Annotated in this window: 15 protein-coding genes; 4 read left to right on the top strand and 11 right to left on the bottom strand. The window is 63.1% G+C overall.

Annotation, left to right across the window (positions count from 1 at the left end; all coding sequences use genetic code 11):
• Positions 1–72: 72 nt before the first annotated feature.
• From ACFUOZ_RS20245 to ACFUOZ_RS20195, 11 genes are all read right to left on the bottom strand, one after another.
• A complete protein-coding gene (locus ACFUOZ_RS20245; RefSeq protein WP_377551553.1) occupies positions 73–1,383 on the bottom strand; it encodes a thymidine phosphorylase in 1,311 nt (436 codons plus the stop codon).
• Positions 1,370–1,783 carry a cytidine deaminase gene (locus ACFUOZ_RS20240; RefSeq protein ID WP_377551550.1) on the bottom strand — a complete coding sequence of 138 codons (414 nt, stop codon included), beginning with the start codon at positions 1,781–1,783 and terminating at the stop codon, positions 1,370–1,372. The genes ACFUOZ_RS20245 and ACFUOZ_RS20240 overlap by 14 nt, the downstream gene beginning before the upstream one ends.
• Positions 1,784–1,785: 2 nt before the next feature.
• Positions 1,786–3,075, bottom strand: a complete 1,290-nt coding sequence (locus ACFUOZ_RS20235; RefSeq protein ID WP_377551548.1) for an ABC transporter permease — start codon at positions 3,073–3,075, stop codon at positions 1,786–1,788.
• Positions 3,072–4,421, bottom strand: coding sequence for an ABC transporter permease (locus ACFUOZ_RS20230; RefSeq protein ID WP_377551546.1), 1,350 nt, complete (start codon positions 4,419–4,421; stop codon positions 3,072–3,074). Before ACFUOZ_RS20230 ends, ACFUOZ_RS20235 begins: the two co-directional genes overlap by 4 nt.
• Positions 4,411–5,931 carry an ABC transporter ATP-binding protein gene (locus ACFUOZ_RS20225; RefSeq protein ID WP_377551543.1) on the bottom strand — a complete coding sequence of 507 codons (1,521 nt, stop codon included), beginning with the start codon at positions 5,929–5,931 and terminating at the stop codon, positions 4,411–4,413. The genes ACFUOZ_RS20230 and ACFUOZ_RS20225 overlap by 11 nt, the downstream gene beginning before the upstream one ends.
• Positions 5,932–6,064: 133 nt before the next feature.
• Positions 6,065–7,132 (bottom strand): BMP family protein, encoded by a 1,068-nt coding sequence (locus tag ACFUOZ_RS20220; RefSeq protein WP_377551581.1) that lies wholly within the window; start codon positions 7,130–7,132, stop codon positions 6,065–6,067.
• Positions 7,133–7,419: 287 nt separating this feature from the next.
• Positions 7,420–8,442 carry an NADP-dependent oxidoreductase gene (locus ACFUOZ_RS20215; protein ID WP_377551541.1) on the bottom strand — a complete coding sequence of 341 codons (1,023 nt, stop codon included), beginning with the start codon at positions 8,440–8,442 and terminating at the stop codon, positions 7,420–7,422.
• A complete protein-coding gene (locus ACFUOZ_RS20210; protein ID WP_377551538.1) occupies positions 8,439–8,870 on the bottom strand; it encodes an organic hydroperoxide resistance protein in 432 nt (143 codons plus the stop codon). Before ACFUOZ_RS20210 ends, ACFUOZ_RS20215 begins: the two co-directional genes overlap by 4 nt.
• Before the next feature lie 44 nt (positions 8,871–8,914).
• Positions 8,915–9,349 (bottom strand): MarR family winged helix-turn-helix transcriptional regulator, encoded by a 435-nt coding sequence (locus ACFUOZ_RS20205; RefSeq protein WP_377551536.1) that lies wholly within the window; start codon positions 9,347–9,349, stop codon positions 8,915–8,917.
• A 122-nt stretch (positions 9,350–9,471) separates the two neighbouring features.
• Positions 9,472–10,677: an amidohydrolase gene (locus ACFUOZ_RS20200; protein WP_377551533.1), complete on the bottom strand. Its 1,206-nt coding sequence runs from the start codon at positions 10,675–10,677 to the stop codon at positions 9,472–9,474.
• Between the two features lie 108 nt (positions 10,678–10,785).
• Positions 10,786–11,883, bottom strand: a complete 1,098-nt coding sequence (locus tag ACFUOZ_RS20195; RefSeq protein WP_377551579.1) for a mannose-1-phosphate guanylyltransferase — start codon at positions 11,881–11,883, stop codon at positions 10,786–10,788.
• A gap of 289 nt (positions 11,884–12,172) precedes the next feature.
• Between ACFUOZ_RS20195 and sdhC the strand changes: the two genes are divergently transcribed.
• From sdhC to ACFUOZ_RS20175, 4 genes are all read left to right on the top strand, one after another.
• A complete protein-coding gene (gene sdhC / locus ACFUOZ_RS20190) occupies positions 12,173–12,553 on the top strand; it encodes a succinate dehydrogenase, cytochrome b556 subunit (RefSeq protein ID WP_018777254.1) in 381 nt (126 codons plus the stop codon).
• A gap of 3 nt (positions 12,554–12,556) precedes the next feature.
• Positions 12,557–13,018 (top strand): succinate dehydrogenase hydrophobic membrane anchor subunit, encoded by a 462-nt coding sequence (locus tag ACFUOZ_RS20185; RefSeq protein WP_377551529.1) that lies wholly within the window; start codon positions 12,557–12,559, stop codon positions 13,016–13,018.
• A gap of 100 nt (positions 13,019–13,118) precedes the next feature.
• Positions 13,119–14,918: a succinate dehydrogenase flavoprotein subunit gene (sdhA, locus tag ACFUOZ_RS20180; RefSeq protein ID WP_377551526.1), complete on the top strand. Its 1,800-nt coding sequence runs from the start codon at positions 13,119–13,121 to the stop codon at positions 14,916–14,918.
• The gene (locus ACFUOZ_RS20175; RefSeq protein ID WP_144662357.1) at positions 14,918–15,700 is read left to right on the top strand and encodes a succinate dehydrogenase iron-sulfur subunit; all 783 of its coding nucleotides are present in this window, start codon (positions 14,918–14,920) and stop codon (positions 15,698–15,700) included. The genes sdhA and ACFUOZ_RS20175 overlap by 1 nt, the downstream gene beginning before the upstream one ends.
• Positions 15,701–15,816: the final 116 nt, after the last annotated feature.

Raw genomic sequence — 15,816 nt, 5'->3', positions numbered from 1 at the left:
AGGCGGCTCCCCCACAGGCGCCGGATGACAAATGTTCCGGGCCACCCGTTGGATGACCCGGAACAACAAAGCCTAGGCGATTCGGCTGATAATCAGCTGACTGCCCGGGCGCGACCCCTCAGGGGCGATGACCACCGCGTCGCGGAGTGCTTCCTTGGCCCGGTCGAACTTTTCCGGGGTGTCCGTAAGGAGCGTCATCAGCGGTTCCCCTGCCCGCACCAAAGCTCCTGGCTTGGCATGCATGCGGACGCCTGCCCCGGCCTGGACCTTGTCCTCCTTGCGGGCCCGGCCGGCTCCGAGGCGCCAGGCGGCGACACCCACGGACAGTGCGTCCAGTTCGACCAGGACACCGTCCGCCGGGGCATAAACCACCTCGGACTCCTTGGCCACCGGCAACGCCGCCCGGGGATCGCCGCCCTGGGCCTCGATCATCCGGTTCCACACGTCCATCGCCCGGCCGTCCTTGAGGGCGGCCGCGGGATCAGCATCGTGGATGCCGGCACCGGCCAGCATTTCCTCGGCAAGGCGGACGGTCAGTTCGACGACGTCTTCCGGACCGCCGCCCGCGAGGACCTCCACCGACTCTTCCACTTCGATCGCGTTGCCTGCGGTGAGTCCCAGTGGCGTTGACATGTCGGTGAGCAAGGCAACGGTGTGGACCCCGGCATCCTTACCCAGTGCGACCATCGTCTCGGCAAGCTCCCGGGCCTTGGCTTGGTCCTTCATGAAGGCGCCGGAACCCACTTTGACGTCCAGCACCAACGATCCCGTGCCCTCGGCGATCTTCTTGCTCATGATCGAGGACGCGATCAGCGGAATGGCCTCCACTGTCCCGGTGACATCGCGCAAGGCGTACAGCTTCTTGTCCGCAGGAGCCAGCCCCGATCCGGCAGCACAGATGACAGCCCCTACGTCCTGGAGCTGGGCCATGATCTCGTCGTTGCTGAGGTTGGCGCGCCATCCGGGGATCGCTTCCAGCTTGTCCAGCGTGCCACCGGTGTGGCCAAGGCCGCGGCCGGAGAGCTGCGGGACGGCCACCCCGAAGACAGCCACCAAAGGTGCAAGCGGCAGGGTGATCTTGTCCCCTACCCCACCGGTGGAGTGCTTGTCGCTGGTAGCCTTCCGGCCGCCGTCGGGCGTTGTCAGGGACGAGAAGTCCATCCTCTCGCCCGAGGCGATCATCGCCGAGGTCCAGCGCGAGATCTCCTGGCGGTCCATGCCGTTGAGCAGGATGGCCATATTCAAGGCCGCCATCTGCTCCTCTGCGATGACGCCGCGCGTGTAGGCATCGATGGTCCAATCGATCTGTTCCGGGGTGAGCGTGCCCTTGTCCCGTTTGATGGTGATGATCTGGACAGCGTCGAAGGCTTCAGTGCTGGTCAAGGGTCTCCTCCAGGTGTTCAGGACCAAAGGCGTCAGGAAGCACCTGGTCCATGGTTTTGATGCCTTGGGTTGTCATGAGCTGCATTCCGGGTGCCCGGAATTCGTAGAGCAGCTGGCGGCAGCGTCCGCATGGCATGAGGATATTGCCCTGGCCGTCCACGCAATAGAATGCGGCGATCCTGCCTCCGCCGCTCATGTGGAGCTGGCCCACCAAGGCACACTCGGCACACAAAGTGAGTCCGTAGCTGGCATTCTCCACATTGCAGCCGCTGACGATCCTGCCGTCCTCGGTGAGGGCCGCAGCCCCCACCGGGAACTTCGAATAGGGAGCATAGGCGTTGGCCATGGCTTGGACCGCGGCTGCTTCCAGGGCCTGCCAGTCGATGTTATCTGCCGGCATCGTCAACCCTTCACGTACGGTATGCCGCTTGCGGCCGGTGGCCGCGACTTACCCACCAGACCGGCGACGGCGAAGATGGTCACCAGGTACGGCAGCATGGCCATGAACTGGCTGGGGACCGGCGTTCCGATGATGCCCAGGATGGACTGAAGGTTGTAGGCAAAACCGAAGAGCAGCGACGCCAGGAATGCTCCGATCGGATTCCACCGGCCGAAGATCAGGGCAGCCAGGGCAATGAAGCCGCGGCCGCCGGAGATGTCCTTGGTGAAGGAGTCGATGGTGACCAGAGTGAACACCGCGCCGCCGATACCGGCAATCGCACCGCCCAGGGTGACGTTCCAGAAACGGGTTGCGTTGACGTTGATGCCCAAGGTATCTGCAGCCTGAGGGTGCTCGCCGACAGCGCGGACACGCAGGCCCCAGCGGGTCTTGAACAAGCCGAACCACACCACGGCCACGGCAATGTACATGAGGTAGCCGGCGATGGACTGTTCGAACAGGATGGGCCCAATGATGGGGATGTCCGAAAGCAGCGGGATGGGCAGGATGTCCAGGCGGCCCGGGGTGTTGAACTGCTCCTTGTTGGGGACCATGAGGGTGCCGTACAGGAAGCCCGTCAGGCCGGAGACCAGGACGTTGAGCACAACGCCGACGATGATCTGGTTGACGAGATATTTGATGCTGAACACCGCAAGGACCATGGATACCACGGCACCAGCGGCCGCCGCGGCGATCAGGCCGATGTACGGGCTTCCGGTCATGGTGGCCACCAGGGCTGCCGTGAATGCGCCGCCCAGAAGCTGGCCTTCGATGGCGATGTTGACCACGCCGACGCGCTCACACAGAACACCCGAAAGCGAGCCGAAGACCAACGGAACCGCGAGGGTCACCGAACCGGCTACCAAGCCTGCAAGGGAAATGGACGGCTGGCGGGCACCGGCCACAATCCACACCAACAGGGCGAAAACGAAGACAACGGCGAACGCGATGGGCAGCCACTTCGGAGACTTTTCTCCCTGCGTCCAGAGGTAGATCGAGTAGGCGGCCATGGCCAGCAACAAGATGCCGAGCACGACGCCACCTACTTGGCCGGGAATCATCAACGCCGGGACGGCAACGGCGTCGCCGGCGTCGCTGATCTTCATCTCCGCGGTCTTGTCGGAGCCGAGGAAACCGAAGAAGACCAGTGCGATGAGGGCCAGAACGCCCAGTGAAACGGGCACTTTCAGCGATGGCCTGAACGCCGGCAGGGCCGTGGACCCCGACCTGGGGGCAGTGGTTGTCGCGCTCATTTGGCACCTCCGGTGGCATTGGCAAGGGCAGCTTCCGGGGCCGCCTTCGGTGTCTTGTCCTTCTTCTTTTTCTTGCTTTCGAGCCGGAAGATCGATCTGATCAGCGGCGGTGCGGCGATGAAGAGGACGATCAGGGACTGGACCACCAGGACAATGTCAATGGGGGTGCCGGTTTGGATCTGCATCTGCACGGCACCGGCGCGGAAGGCGCCGAACAGCAGACCTGCGAAGAACGTTCCCCACGGCGTGCTGCGGCCCAGCAAGGCAACAGTGATGGAGTCGAAGCCGATCTGCGCGGCCACACCGCCGGTAAGGACCTTTTCCGTGCCTGCGACCTGAGCGACGCCGCCGAAGGCGGCCAGGGCTCCGGCCAGCGCCATCACGAGGATGGTGGCGCGCGGGACCTTGACGCCGGCCGTACGGGCAGCGACCGGGTTGGCGCCAACGGCACGGAATTCAAAGCCGATGGTGGACCGGTTCAACAACCACCACACGCCGTAGGTCAGCAGGATGGCTACCAGGAAGCCAAGGTGGAGCCGGGACCCAGGAATGAGCACCGGGTAGGTGGCGGATTCATCCAGGCGCGGCGAAATGGGACTGTTGTCCCCCGGCCGCCGGAACGCTGCGGTGTTCAGGAGGAAGTCCAGCAGGAACAAGGCAACGTAGTTCAGCATGATGGTCACAATGACTTCGTGCGCGCCGGTACGGGCCTTGAGGACACCGACGATCGCGCCCCATGCAGCGCCACCTAGGACACCCATAACGATCACCAGGAGCAAGTGCAGGCCGAAAGGCAGGTGCCAGGTGAACCCCACATAGGCTGCAAGGGTGGCACTGATGATGATCTGCCCTTGCGCACCGATGTTGAACAGGCCCGCACGGAAGGCCAGGGCAACGCCCAAGCCGGCACAGATCAGGGGCGTGGCTACCGTCATCGTTTCGAGGAGGGGCTTGAAGCCTTGCCGCGGGCTGAAAACCGAGCCCTGGAAGAGCGCCACGTAGCTGTCAGTCATTGCTGCCCACAACGCGGTCAGGAAGTCGCTGGGGCGGGCGAACAGATAGCCCGCGGTCTTGGCTACCTGGGAATCGGTGCTGGCAATCAGCAGTCCACCGAGGAACAGCGCCACAATGACGGCCAATACAGACACGAAGCCATTGCCCATGACAATGCGCCGCAACAGGCTGCCCTGTTGGTGCCCCGGGTCCCCGCTCTGGGATGAAACCGGGACAATGGAGGGCTCAAGCGTCCCGCCGGCAGTGTCCAGGGCAACGTCTGCTGCCCGAACTTCCGCCGTGGACTCTTCAGGGGATTGGTCCTTGGTGGACCCGTCGCTGCTAGTGGTCATCGGAGCCTCCTTCCGGGCCGACGCCGGCCATCATCAAGCCAAGCGTGTCGCGGGGGGTTCCCGCCGGGACGATTCCCACGAGTTTGCCCTTGTAGAGCACGGCTATCCTGTCTGCGAGTTCGATGACTTCATCAAGCTCCGTGGAAACGATCATGACCGGCGTTCCAACGTCCCGCTCGGCAACAATGCGCTTGTGCAGGAATTCGATGGAACCCACGTCCACGCCACGGGTTGGCTGGCTTGCGATAAACAGCCGGAGCGGCCGGGAGAGCTCCCGGGCCATGACCACCTTTTGCTGGTTGCCGCCGGACAAGGTTCCCGCGGCCGAACCGGCTGAGGGTGTCCGGATGTCGAATTCCTCGATCTTGGCTTTGGCGTGTTCGGCCACCTTGGCGGGCTTCATGCTGATGCCGCTGGCAAACGGAGCCTGGTCGTACAGATCAAGCACCAGGTTCTCGGCGACGGAGAAAGGCCCCACCAAGCCGTCGACTGTGCGGTCTTCGGGAACAAAGCCGACGCCGGAACGCAGGACGTCCTTGACGGGGAGGCCCAGGAGTTGCTTCCCGTCAAGGACCACTGAACCTGTTACGTGTTCCTGGACACCGAGGATGGCTTCGGTCAGTTCGGTTTGGCCATTGCCCTGGACCCCTGCGATCGCCAGGATCTCTCCCTGTGCAATGTCGAAGCTGATCCCGTCCACCACGTTGGTCCCGTTGGCGGCACGGACGGTGAGGTTTTCGACGACGAATGTGGTTTCCTTGGGCTGCGCAGCGGCCTTGTTGAGGCTCAGGCTGACCGGGCGGCCAACCATCATGGAGGCGAGCTCGGTGGGAGATGCCGTGGGAGGCGCATCACCAACGACTTTCCCGCGGCGGACCACGGTGATCACGTCGGAGACAGCTTTCACTTCCCGGAGCTTGTGGGAGATGAAGACGATGGACGTCCCGCCGGCTTTGAGCTGGCGCATGATGTCCAGGAGTTCGTCGGTTTCCTGCGGGGTGAGCACGGCCGTGGGCTCGTCCAGGATGAGGACCCTGGCTTCCCGGACCAAGGCCTTGATGATTTCCACGCGCTGTTGGACGCCCACCGGGAGGTCTTCCACCAAGGCGTCGGGATCGACGTCGAAGCCGTACTTGTCGGAAATTTCCCGGATCTTTTTCCGGGTCTCGTCGATGCTGAGGACGCCGCCAAACGACGTCGGTTCGGCACCGAGCGCTACGTTTTCGGCCACCGTGAAAACGGGGACCAGCATGAAGTGCTGGTGCACCATGCCGATACCGGCCGCCATTGCGTCACCGGGGCCACGGAAGTTAACCGGCTTGTCATCCACCAGGATCTGGCCGGCGGTGGGCTCATACAGCCCGTAAAGCACATTCATGAGCGTTGATTTGCCGGCGCCGTTTTCGCCCAGGAGGCAATGGATCTGGCCGGATTCGACCACGAGGTCGATGTCTTGGTTGGCATAGAAGGTCCCGAACGCTTTCGAGATCCCCTTCAATTCGAGTTTCACAACTCCCACCGTTCTTTGAGTCCGAGGGACGGCTGAACAGCTCCAAAGCCACGAGCTTTGGGATCAGCCTAGTCAGGGCAAAAACGCGCCGCCAGTACCGGGGCACGGTACTGGCGGCGCGTCCAGGAATTGCTTACTTCTTGGGGCTTGCCTTCGATTCGACGACGAGCTTGCCGGAGATGATGTCTGCCTTCAGAGCGTCGAGCTCGGATTTGGTTTCAGACGAAACAGCGGAATCAAGGTCGTGGAACGGAGCGATGGCCACGCCATCGTTCTTCAACGTACCCACGTAGGCTTCGTTGGTGAACTTGCCGTCCTTGTCGTCCTTCACCACGGTTTCAACGGCCTCGCCCATCTGCTTGACCACGGAGGTCAGCATGAGGTCCTTGTACTCGGGAGCCGTGAGGTAGCCATCGGAGTCGACCCAGATGAGCTTGACGTCCTTGCCGGCGGCCTTGGCTTCCTTGAGCGCAGCGCCTGCACCCTTGCCAACCGGACCTGCCACAGGCATGACGATGTCCGCGCCCTGGTCCAGCAGGTTGATGGTGACCTGCTTGCCGGTGTCCTGCTTCTCGAAGTCACCGGTGAACGAGCCGTCCTGGGTGTTCTTGTCCCAGCCGACAACCTGGACGTTCTTGCCCTTGGCCTTGTTGTAGGCCTGGACGCCGTCGTAGAAGCCGTCCATGAAGATCGTTACGGTCGGGATCTTGATACCACCGAAGGTTCCCACCTTGCCGGTTTTGGATGTTGCCGCTGCGGCGTAGCCGGCCAGGTAGGCGGCCTGCGCGGTGTCGTAGACCACCGGCTTGACGTTGGCTACAGGGGTGTCATAGGCAAAGTCGATGATTGCGAAGTGCTTGTCAGTGTTCTTCTCCGCGGCCGCCTTGGTGGCATCGCCCAGGAGGAAGCCCACAGTGACTGTCAGGTTGCAGCCGGCGGAGACCATGCCGTTGAGGTTCGTCTCGAAGTCGCTGTTGGCCTTGGACTCTGCCGACTTGACCTGGATTCCGAGATCCGTTTCGGCCTTCTTCAGTCCTTCATACGAGGACTGGTTGAACGACTGGTCATCGAATCCGCCGGAGTCGGAGACGATGCATCCGAGGAAATCGCTCTTGGTAGCGGCGCCGGATCCGGCGTCGGGGGCCTGGCCACAGCCGGTCAGCAGGAGCGCTGCTGCGCCGACGGTTGCAACACCGGCCATTGAACCGCGCTTCAGGGTGGCACGCAGTGGTTTCTTCAATTTTCCTCCAGGAAGAAAGTGATTGGCGCTACGACGGATGGTCAATGAGTGTCCGTTTCCAAAAACTTCGGGGCAGAAATTCTGTTTTCACTGAGGCTTCGCAGCACTGCGCCGAAGCGCACTAATAGCAACAACCCTAGTGGCCTGGAACACACTCGAGTAGCACAAAGCCGCCCTCCCGGACAGATTGTTGACTTTTTGTTACCAAGCAGTAGCCGGGTGCGCAAGTCACACCCGGCTACCGGCCCCTACAGGCGGACGAGCATCTTTCCGGTGTTGGCTCCGTCCAGCAGATCAATGAAGGCCTGCGGGGCGTTTTCCAGTCCGTCAACGATCGTCTCGTCGTAGCTGATGGTGCCGTCGGCGAGCCATCCGGCCATCTTTTGGGCAAACTCGGCGGCGTGTTGGCGCTGGCCGCCTACGAGGAAGCCGCGAAGGGTCAGCTGCTTGCCGATCGCGACGGCCAGGTTCCGGGGCGCGGCCGGCGGTTCGGTGGAGTTGTACTGTACTATGGCGCCACACATCGCCACCCGGCCACCGACGGTGAGGGTGGCCAGCGCGGCCTCAAGGTGTTCCCCGCCGACGTTGTCGAAGTACACGTCGATGCCGCGCTCCCCCGCAGCTTCCTGGAGCTGCTCAAGGACGGGACCGTCGTTGTAGTTGAATGCGGCATCAAATCCGAGTTCCAGAAGGCGGTCGACTTTCTCCGCCGAACCCGCGCTGCCGATGACTTTGGAGGCACCCATGGCCTTGGCGATCTGGCCCACCATGGAACCGACAGCTCCGGCGGCGCCGGAGACGAAGACGACATCGCCTTCCTTGAACTCGGCCACCTTCAGCAGGCCGGCGTAGGCGGTCAGGCCGGTCATGCCCAGCGCACCAAGGAAGGCCGAGGTCGGAGCAAGCCCACCCGGCACCGGTGTGGTCGCTGCGGCGTCCACTACCGCGTGTTCACGCCACCCCAGCTGATGCACGACGACGTCACCCACCTTGTGCGCGTCCGAACGGGACGCGATCACCTCACCTACTGCACCGCCGTCGAGCGCTGCATCCAGGCGGAACGGAGCCGAGTACGACTTGACGTCGTTCATGCGGCCGCGCATATAGGGGTCCACGGACATGAACTGGTTCTTCACCAGGACCTGGCCCTCGGCGAGCTCGGGAAGAGTTGCCTGCGCCAATCGGAAGTTCTCCGGGGCGGGACGGCCAACCGGACGTGAAGCGAGCTGGATTTCGCGGGTTTCCACCGGCGTGCTGACGGCGGCGCTCATGCTGCGAACTCCACGAGCTTGAGGTCGACGGCCATGTTGCCGCGGGTGGCGTTGGAGTAGGGGCAAACCTGGTGTGCCTTGGCCATCAGGGCCTCCGCGGTCCCGCGGTCCAGGGCAGGCAAAGCGATCTCAAGTTCAGCGGCAAGGCCATAGCCTTCGCTATCCGTCAGTGCACCGAAGTGGATCTTGGCTGCAACAGCCGAGTCGGTCAGGTCCACGCGCTCCTTGCGACCCACCATGCGCAGTGCCGAGTGGAAGCATGCGGCGTACCCTGCCGCGAAAAGCTGCTCGGGGTTGGTTCCCTGGCCGTTGCCACCCAGTTCAACCGGGCTGGCCAGGGCCACATCCAGTTTGCCGTCCTTGGTGCGGGCGTTGCCGTCGCGGCCTTCGCCGGAGGCCAGTGCCTCGGCTGTGTAGAGAGTCTTCATGGTGTTTCCGTTTCTCTTCGGGAATTCGATGGCGTGAAAAAATTTCAGAGTGAGCTGTTCAACGCGGCGGTGAGCTTGCCGAGGGTTGCGTGCAGTTGCTTGATCTCGGCGGCGTCGAGCCCTGCGGCGTCGGCCAGGCGCTGCGGCACTGCCTGGGCCCGGGCACTGAGGGCCGTTCCGGCGTCGGTCAGTACGACGTCCACGCGACGTTCGTCGTCGGCGGAGCGCTTCCGCTCGACGAGCCCCAGGCCCTCAAGGCGTTTCAGCAGGGGAGACAACGTTCCGGAATCGAGGCCGAGTTCAGCGCCAAGCTCACGGACACTTCGCGGCTCCTGCTCCCACAACACCAGCATCACCAGGTACTGCGGGTAGGTCAGCCCAAGGTCGTCCAGCACGGGGCGGTAGACCGCCGTCGCAGCCTTGGATGCCGAGTACAGCGCAAAGCAAACCTGATGGCGGAGGCGGGGTGCATCACTCATGGATAAAACGATAGTGCACAATTCAATTGTGCACAACTCATTCTGGCCCAAAAGCACCCAACTAGGTAACAGCACATGCTCCACTGAGCGCTCAATAGAGCATGTGCTGTTACCCAGTTGGGTTACTGTTCGAGGTCCCGGATGGTGCGAAGGGCGGCACCCGTGAGGACCCGGATGGCATACCCCAGCGCACGCTCGTCCACGATGAAGTCGCCACGGTGCAGGTCATATTCTTCGCCGCCCGGAGTGTGGGTTCCCAGGCGCATCATGGCGCCGGGGAGATCCGCCAGGAACCATGCGAAATCCTCCCCACCCATGGACTGGGGAGTCAGTACCACGGCGTTCTCCCCCAGCTCAGCGCGGGCAGAGGCCTCGATGAGCGCGGTCTCGTGCTCGGAGTTAACTACCGGAGGGACTCCACGCGTGTGCTCCAGGTGCACGTCCACCCCGTACGGTGCGGCGACCTGCTTCACGACGTCGTCCAGCAGCTCCCCCGCACCATGCCAGGCGTCGCGGTCCAGGCAGCGCATGGTGCCGGCCATGTATCCCGAACCCGGAATGGCATTCGGCGCCGAACCTGCGGAAATCTGGCCCCACACCACGGAAACTCCACTGCGTACATCCACCCTGCGGGAAAGCACTGCAGGTACATTGACTGCGATCTGCGCCAGCGCGAAAACCAGGTCTTCGGTCAGATGCGGACGGGACGTGTGCCCACCGCGTCCGGAAAGTTCGATCTTGATGGTGTCGGAGGCAGAGGTGATGGCACCGATGCGGGTACCGATCTGGCCGACGTTGATGCGCGGATCGCAGTGCAGGGCCAGGATGCGCGGAACACCCTCCAACACACCTTGTTCGATGCAGGACAACGCACCGCCAGGCATGGTTTCCTCGGCGGGCTGGAAAATGATCCGGACAGTGCCGCCCAGCGGATTGTTCTTATGCATGCGCTGGAGAACCAGGGCGATGCCCAGCATGGTGGTGGTGTGGATGTCGTGGCCACAGGCGTGGGTCACGCCATGGTTCTTGGAGGCGAACGGCAGTCCGGTTTCCTCGATGATCGGCAAGGCATCAATGTCACCACGCAGGGCCGTAGCGATGGGCCCCTCCCCCACATCAACCGTCAGGCCGGTGCCCTCCAGCCGGCGCGGCGCCAGCCCGGCCGCTTCCAGCCGTTCGACAAGCTTGTCCGTGGTCCGGAATTCCTTGAAGGACAGCTCCGGGTGCGCATGGAGGTCGCGCCGGAATTCGATGAGTCCTGGCAACAGTTCATCAACCCAGGGGCCAACGACAGGAGTGGGCTCTGTTTCAGTCGTGTAATTGCGCACGTCACAACTCTAGCCATCCACGGCACCGGAAGAACGAAAGCCACCTCTTGGTTACGCTGCGTTCAGACGCAGGACAACCAAAGAGGTGGCTCACGGTATAAGACGGCGCTACAGGACGTCCGTGTCCCCGCTGGCCTTCAGGGCGTCAACAGTGCCCTTCACCAACTGGGCATGCTCTTTGGTAGTGACAAGCAGCGCATCCGGGGTATCGACGATCACCACGTCCTTGATGCCGATGAGGGCGATGACGCGCTTGGTGTCGGACACCACCACGCCGCTGGCATTCTCCGCGAACACGCGGGCGCCCTCGCCGAGAACCGTCACTTCATCGACGTCGCCGGCGTTGTTCAGGCGACCGATCGCGGCAAAGTCGCCGACGTCGTCCCAGCGGAAAGTGCCAGGCACGACGGCGACATCGCCGGCTGCCGCTGCAGGCTCGGCGACCGCGTAGTCAATTGCAATCTTCGGCAGGGTGGGCCACACACGTGCCGTTACCTCGGCACGCTGCGGCGTGTCCCATGCCGCAGCAATTTCCTGGAGGCCGACGAAGAGCTCGGGCTGGTTGGCTTCGAGGTGCTTGAGCATCAACGCAACGGGAGCGACGAACATGCCCGCGTTCCACACGTAGTCGCCCGCCTCGACATACTTGTCGGCAACTTCCTGGCTGGGCTTCTCTACGAATTCCGCCACGGCCAGGGCGTTCGGCGCACCGTCGATGTCCAGCGCAGCGCCTGAACGGATGTAGCCAAAGCCGGTGGATGGGTGCGTGGGCTTGATGCCGATGGTGACGATCTTGCCCTTGGCGGCAGTGTAGATCGCTTCCCGGACCGTCTCCTGGAAGAGGTCGTCGGGGCTGATTACTTGGTCCGCGGCGAACGAACCCATGATGGTGTCCGGGTCGCGGCGGTAGAGGATGGCCGCGGCCAGGCCGATGGCGGCTCCGGAGTCCTTGGGCTCACTTTCAAGGACGAGCTCGTCGTCGCCCACTTCGGGCAACTGGCGGCAGACTGCCGCGCGGTGGGCCTCGCCGGTCACTACCAGCACGCGTTCGCCGGCCAGCGGCTCCAAACGGTCGTAGGTAGCCCTCAACAAGGTACTGCCGGACCCCGTGAGGTCGTGCAGGAACTTAGGCGCAGCGGCACGCGAGAGTGGCCACAGCCGGGTCCCCACACCGCCCGCCGGAATGACCGCATGGAAGCGGTTCATGGGCGATTCCGGGTATTTCGCGTCTTCTGTACTCACCGCAACACTTTATCCGACGCAACCGGGAAGCTCCGCAGAACGCCACGGATGTGGCGTTCGTCTCAGGCAGTACCCAAAATCGCCTGAATCCGGGCAGGAAACATGGAATTAACAAGCAGAGAAGCCGGGCCTAAATTGAATATGCTGTGAGCGAAGCCTAGATTTAGGCGTGAGCTACGAGTGCTCTCGCAGCAGGCGTTCCCCCCGCATGGATCCCATGCCAGCGCCGCTGTGTTGCAGGAAGGTTTAATCAGTGCCGACAAAACCAGCTGGCACCTTGTACCGCGGCCGTGAAGGCATGTGGTCCTGGGTTGGACACCGTATTACCGGTGTAGTGATCTTTTTCTTCTTGTTGGTCCATGTGCTGGACACCTCATTGGTGCGCGTGTCCCCTGAGGCCTACACGGCCGTCATTGGTGCTTACAAGAACCCCCTCATGGCCCTGGGTGAAACGGGCCTGGTCGCTGCGATCATCTTCCACGCCTTCAACGGCCTGCGTGTGATCGCGATCGACTTCTGGAAGAAGGGCGCTAAGTACCAGCGCCAGATGCTGTGGGTCGTGCTTGCACTGTGGCTGGTCACGTTCGCCGGCTTCGCCATCCGCCACCTTTCCCTCGCGCTGGGAGGCCACTAAGCCATGACAACCATCGAATCCCCCCGCACCGGGAAGATCGCCCCGAAGTACAGCCGCAATGGCTCCAGCCGCGGCAACTTCGAGATGATCGCCTGGCTCTTCATGCGCCTGTCCGGCATCGTTCTGGTGGTGCTGATCTTCGGCCACCTCTTCGTGAACCTCCTGGTGGGCGAAGGCATCCACGCCATCGACTTCGGTTTCGTCGCCGGCAAGTGGGCCGATCCCTTCTGGCAGTTCTGGGACCTGGCCATGCTGTGGCTTGCCATGCTGCACGGCACCAACGGTGTCCGTACCATCATCAACGACTACGCCGAGAAGGATTCCACGCGCTTCTGGCTCAAGATGGTCCTCTACGCGGCCACGCTGGTCATCATCATCCTCGGCACCCTGGTGATCTTCACGTTCAACCCGTGCCCCGTCGTCGACGGCGTCCAGCTTCCCGGCGGATTCTGCCCGGCACCGTAGCGGCCCGTGCCGCATCGGCGTGGCCGGCTTGCCGGTCCGCCTGAAGTAGCGGAGCAGCCTCCGCCGACCATCTGAATTTTTGAAAGAGAGAGCATCTGGTATGCAGGTCCATAAGTACGACGTCGTCATTGTCGGTGCAGGTGGCGCCGGCATGCGCGCCGCGATCGAGTCCGGTCAGCGCGCACGCACAGCGGTACTGACCAAGCTCTACCCCACCCGCTCGCACACCGGTGCGGCCCAGGGTGGCATGTGTGCAGCACTGGCCAACGTCGAGGAAGACAACTGGGAATGGCACACCTTTGACACCATCAAGGGTGGCGACTACCTGGTTGACCAGGACGCAGCCGAGGTCATGGCGAAGGAAGCCATCGACGCCGTGCTGGACCTGGAAAAGATGGGTCTGCCGTTCAACCGCACCCCCGAGGGCCGGATCGACCAGCGACGCTTCGGTGGCCACACCCGTGACCACGGCAAGGCTCCCGTCCGCCGCGCCTGCTATGCAGCAGACCGCACCGGTCACATGATCCTCCAGACCCTGTACCAAAACTGCGTCAAGCACAACGTTGAGTTCTACAACGAGTACTACGTCCTTGACCTGCTGATCGTCGAGGAAGACGCAGTACGCGAGGACGGCACGCCGTACAAGCAGAAGCGTGTTGCCGGCGTCGTCTCCTACGACCTCGCTTCCGGCGAACTGCACGTCTTCCAGGCCAAGTCCGTCGTTTTCGCTTCCGGTGGCGCCGGCAAGGTCTTCAAGACCACCTCCAACGCCCACACCCTGACCGGTGACGGCATGGGCATCGCGTTCCGCCGCGGCATCCCCCTGGAAGACATGGAGTTCTTCCAGTTCCACCCGACAGGCCTCGCCGGCCTGGGCATCCTCCTGACCGAGGGTGCGCGTGGTGAGGGTGCCATCCTGCGTAACTCCGAAGGTGAGCGCTTCATGGAGCGCTACGCCCCCACCATCAAGGACCTCGCACCCCGTGACATCGTGGCCCGCGCCATGGCGAACGAAGTGCGTGAGGGACGCGGTTGTGGCCCGAACAAGGACTACGTCCTCCTGGACCTCACCCACCTTGAGCCTGCGCACATCGAGGCCAAGCTTCCGGACATCACGGAGTTCGCCCGCACCTACCTTGGTGTGGAACCGTTCACCGATCCCGTCCCGGTGTTCCCGACGGCGCACTACGCCATGGGCGGCATTCCCACCAACATCACCACCGAGGTACTCCAGGACAACGACACGATCGTTCCCGGCCTGTATGCAGCCGGTGAAGTTGCCTGTGTCTCCGTCCACGGCTCGAACCGCCTGGGCACCAACTCGCTCCTGGACATCAACGTGTTCGGCAAGCGTGCAGGCATCGCCGCAGCGGAGTACTCCAAGACCGCCGACTTCGTCGAGCTGCCCGAGGACCCCGAGGCGATGACCCGCGGCATCCTTGATGGCCTGCTCAGCGGCAACGGCACCGAGCGCGTCGCGCAGATCCGCAAGGAACTGCAGGACACCATGGATGCCAACATGCAGGTGTTCCGCACCAAGGAGTCCCTGGAGCAGGTTCTCCGCGACATCGCATCCTTCGAGGAGCGCTACAAGCACGTTACCGTCCAGGACAAGGGCAAGCGCTTCAACCTGGACCTCCTGGAGGCCGTGGAGCTGGGCTTCCTGCTGGACATGGCCAAGGTCATGACCGTCGGTGCGCTGCACCGTGAAGAGTCCCGTGGTGGCCACTACCGCGAAGACTTCCCGGACCGCGACGACGAAAAGTTCATGAAGCACTCCATGGCTTACCTGGACACTTCCGTCACTGCCGCCTCCTCGGCGGAATCCGTTGCGGGCATCCGTCTGGAGACGAAGCCCGTGATCTTCACCCGTTACGAGCCGATGGAGCGTAAGTACTAATGACGACCGAAATGGCAGAGCCCGCATCCAAGATCGAGCTCCCGGCGAGTGTTGCCGGCGACGGTGAAATTCCCACGTTCCACATCACGCTCCGCGTGCGCCGCTACGATCCCGAAATCTCGGAAGAAGCGCGCTGGGACGACTACAAGCTGACCATGTACGGCACGGACCGTGTGCTGGACGCCCTGCACAAGGTCAAGTGGGAGATCGACGGCACGGTTTCGTTCCGCCGCTCCTGCGCCCACGGTGTCTGTGGCTCCGATGCCATGCGCATCAACGGCCGCAACCGACTCGCCTGCAAGACGCTGCTGAAGGACCTGGACACGTCCAAGCCCATCACCGTCGAGCCGATCAAGGGCCTCCCCGTGGAGAAGGACCTGATCGTGGACATGGAACCGTTCTTCCAGTCCTTCCGCGAAGTGATGCCGTTCCTGATCAACAAGGGCCACGAGCCCACCAAGGAACGCCTGCAGTCCGTCGAGGACCGTGAGCGCTTTGACGACACCACCAAGTGCATCCTCTGCGCAGCCTGCACCTCGTCCTGCCCGGTCTTCTGGACCGACGGCCAGTACTTCGGCCCGGCAGCGATCGTCAACGCACACCGCTTCATCTTCGATTCCCGTGATGACGCCGGCGACATGCGCCTTGAGATCCTCAACGACAAAGAAGGCGTGTGGCGCTGCCGCACCACCTTCAACTGCTCCGAGGCATGCCCCCGTGGCATCCAGGTGACCAAGGCAATCGCCGAGGTCAAGCAAGCCATCCTGGCCCGCAAGATCTAGTCGCCGTTCTCCCAAGAACAGCACGACGACGGCGCCCCGCACCGGGGCACGTTGGCGGCGGCGGAGGCGGTGATAAACAGCCCCCACCCCCCACCCAAACCAACGAGACCAACCAG

It is taken from the genome of Paenarthrobacter sp. NPDC057355, from assembly GCF_042667405.1.
Taxonomy (GTDB): Bacteria; Actinomycetota; Actinomycetes; order Actinomycetales; family Micrococcaceae; genus Arthrobacter.
This window is presented reverse-complemented; position numbering and strand designations above follow the sequence as displayed.

Bases quoted from the DNA above. Each gene is read 5' to 3' on its own strand.
- ACFUOZ_RS20240 (WP_377551550.1), bottom strand. From the start codon at position 1,783: ATGCCGGCAGATAACATCGACTGGCAGGCCCTGGAAGCAGCCGCGGTC.
- ACFUOZ_RS20235 (WP_377551548.1), bottom strand. From the start codon at position 3,075: ATGAGCGCGACAACCACTGCCCCCAGGTCGGGGTCCACGGCCCTGCCG.
- ACFUOZ_RS20230 (WP_377551546.1), bottom strand. From the start codon at position 4,421: ATGACCACTAGCAGCGACGGGTCCACCAAGGACCAATCCCCTGAAGAG.
- ACFUOZ_RS20220 (WP_377551581.1), bottom strand. From the start codon at position 7,132: ATGGCCGGTGTTGCAACCGTCGGCGCAGCAGCGCTCCTGCTGACCGGC.
- ACFUOZ_RS20215 (WP_377551541.1), bottom strand. From the start codon at position 8,442: ATGAGCGCCGCCGTCAGCACGCCGGTGGAAACCCGCGAAATCCAGCTC.
- ACFUOZ_RS20210 (WP_377551538.1), bottom strand. From the start codon at position 8,870: ATGAAGACTCTCTACACAGCCGAGGCACTGGCCTCCGGCGAAGGCCGC.
- ACFUOZ_RS20205 (WP_377551536.1), bottom strand. From the start codon at position 9,349: ATGAGTGATGCACCCCGCCTCCGCCATCAGGTTTGCTTTGCGCTGTAC.
- ACFUOZ_RS20195 (WP_377551579.1), bottom strand. From the start codon at position 11,883: ATGAACCGCTTCCATGCGGTCATTCCGGCGGGCGGTGTGGGGACCCGG.
- ACFUOZ_RS20185 (WP_377551529.1), top strand. From the start codon at position 12,557: ATGACAACCATCGAATCCCCCCGCACCGGGAAGATCGCCCCGAAGTAC.
- sdhA (WP_377551526.1), top strand. From the start codon at position 13,119: ATGCAGGTCCATAAGTACGACGTCGTCATTGTCGGTGCAGGTGGCGCC.
- ACFUOZ_RS20175 (WP_144662357.1), top strand. From the start codon at position 14,918: ATGACGACCGAAATGGCAGAGCCCGCATCCAAGATCGAGCTCCCGGCG.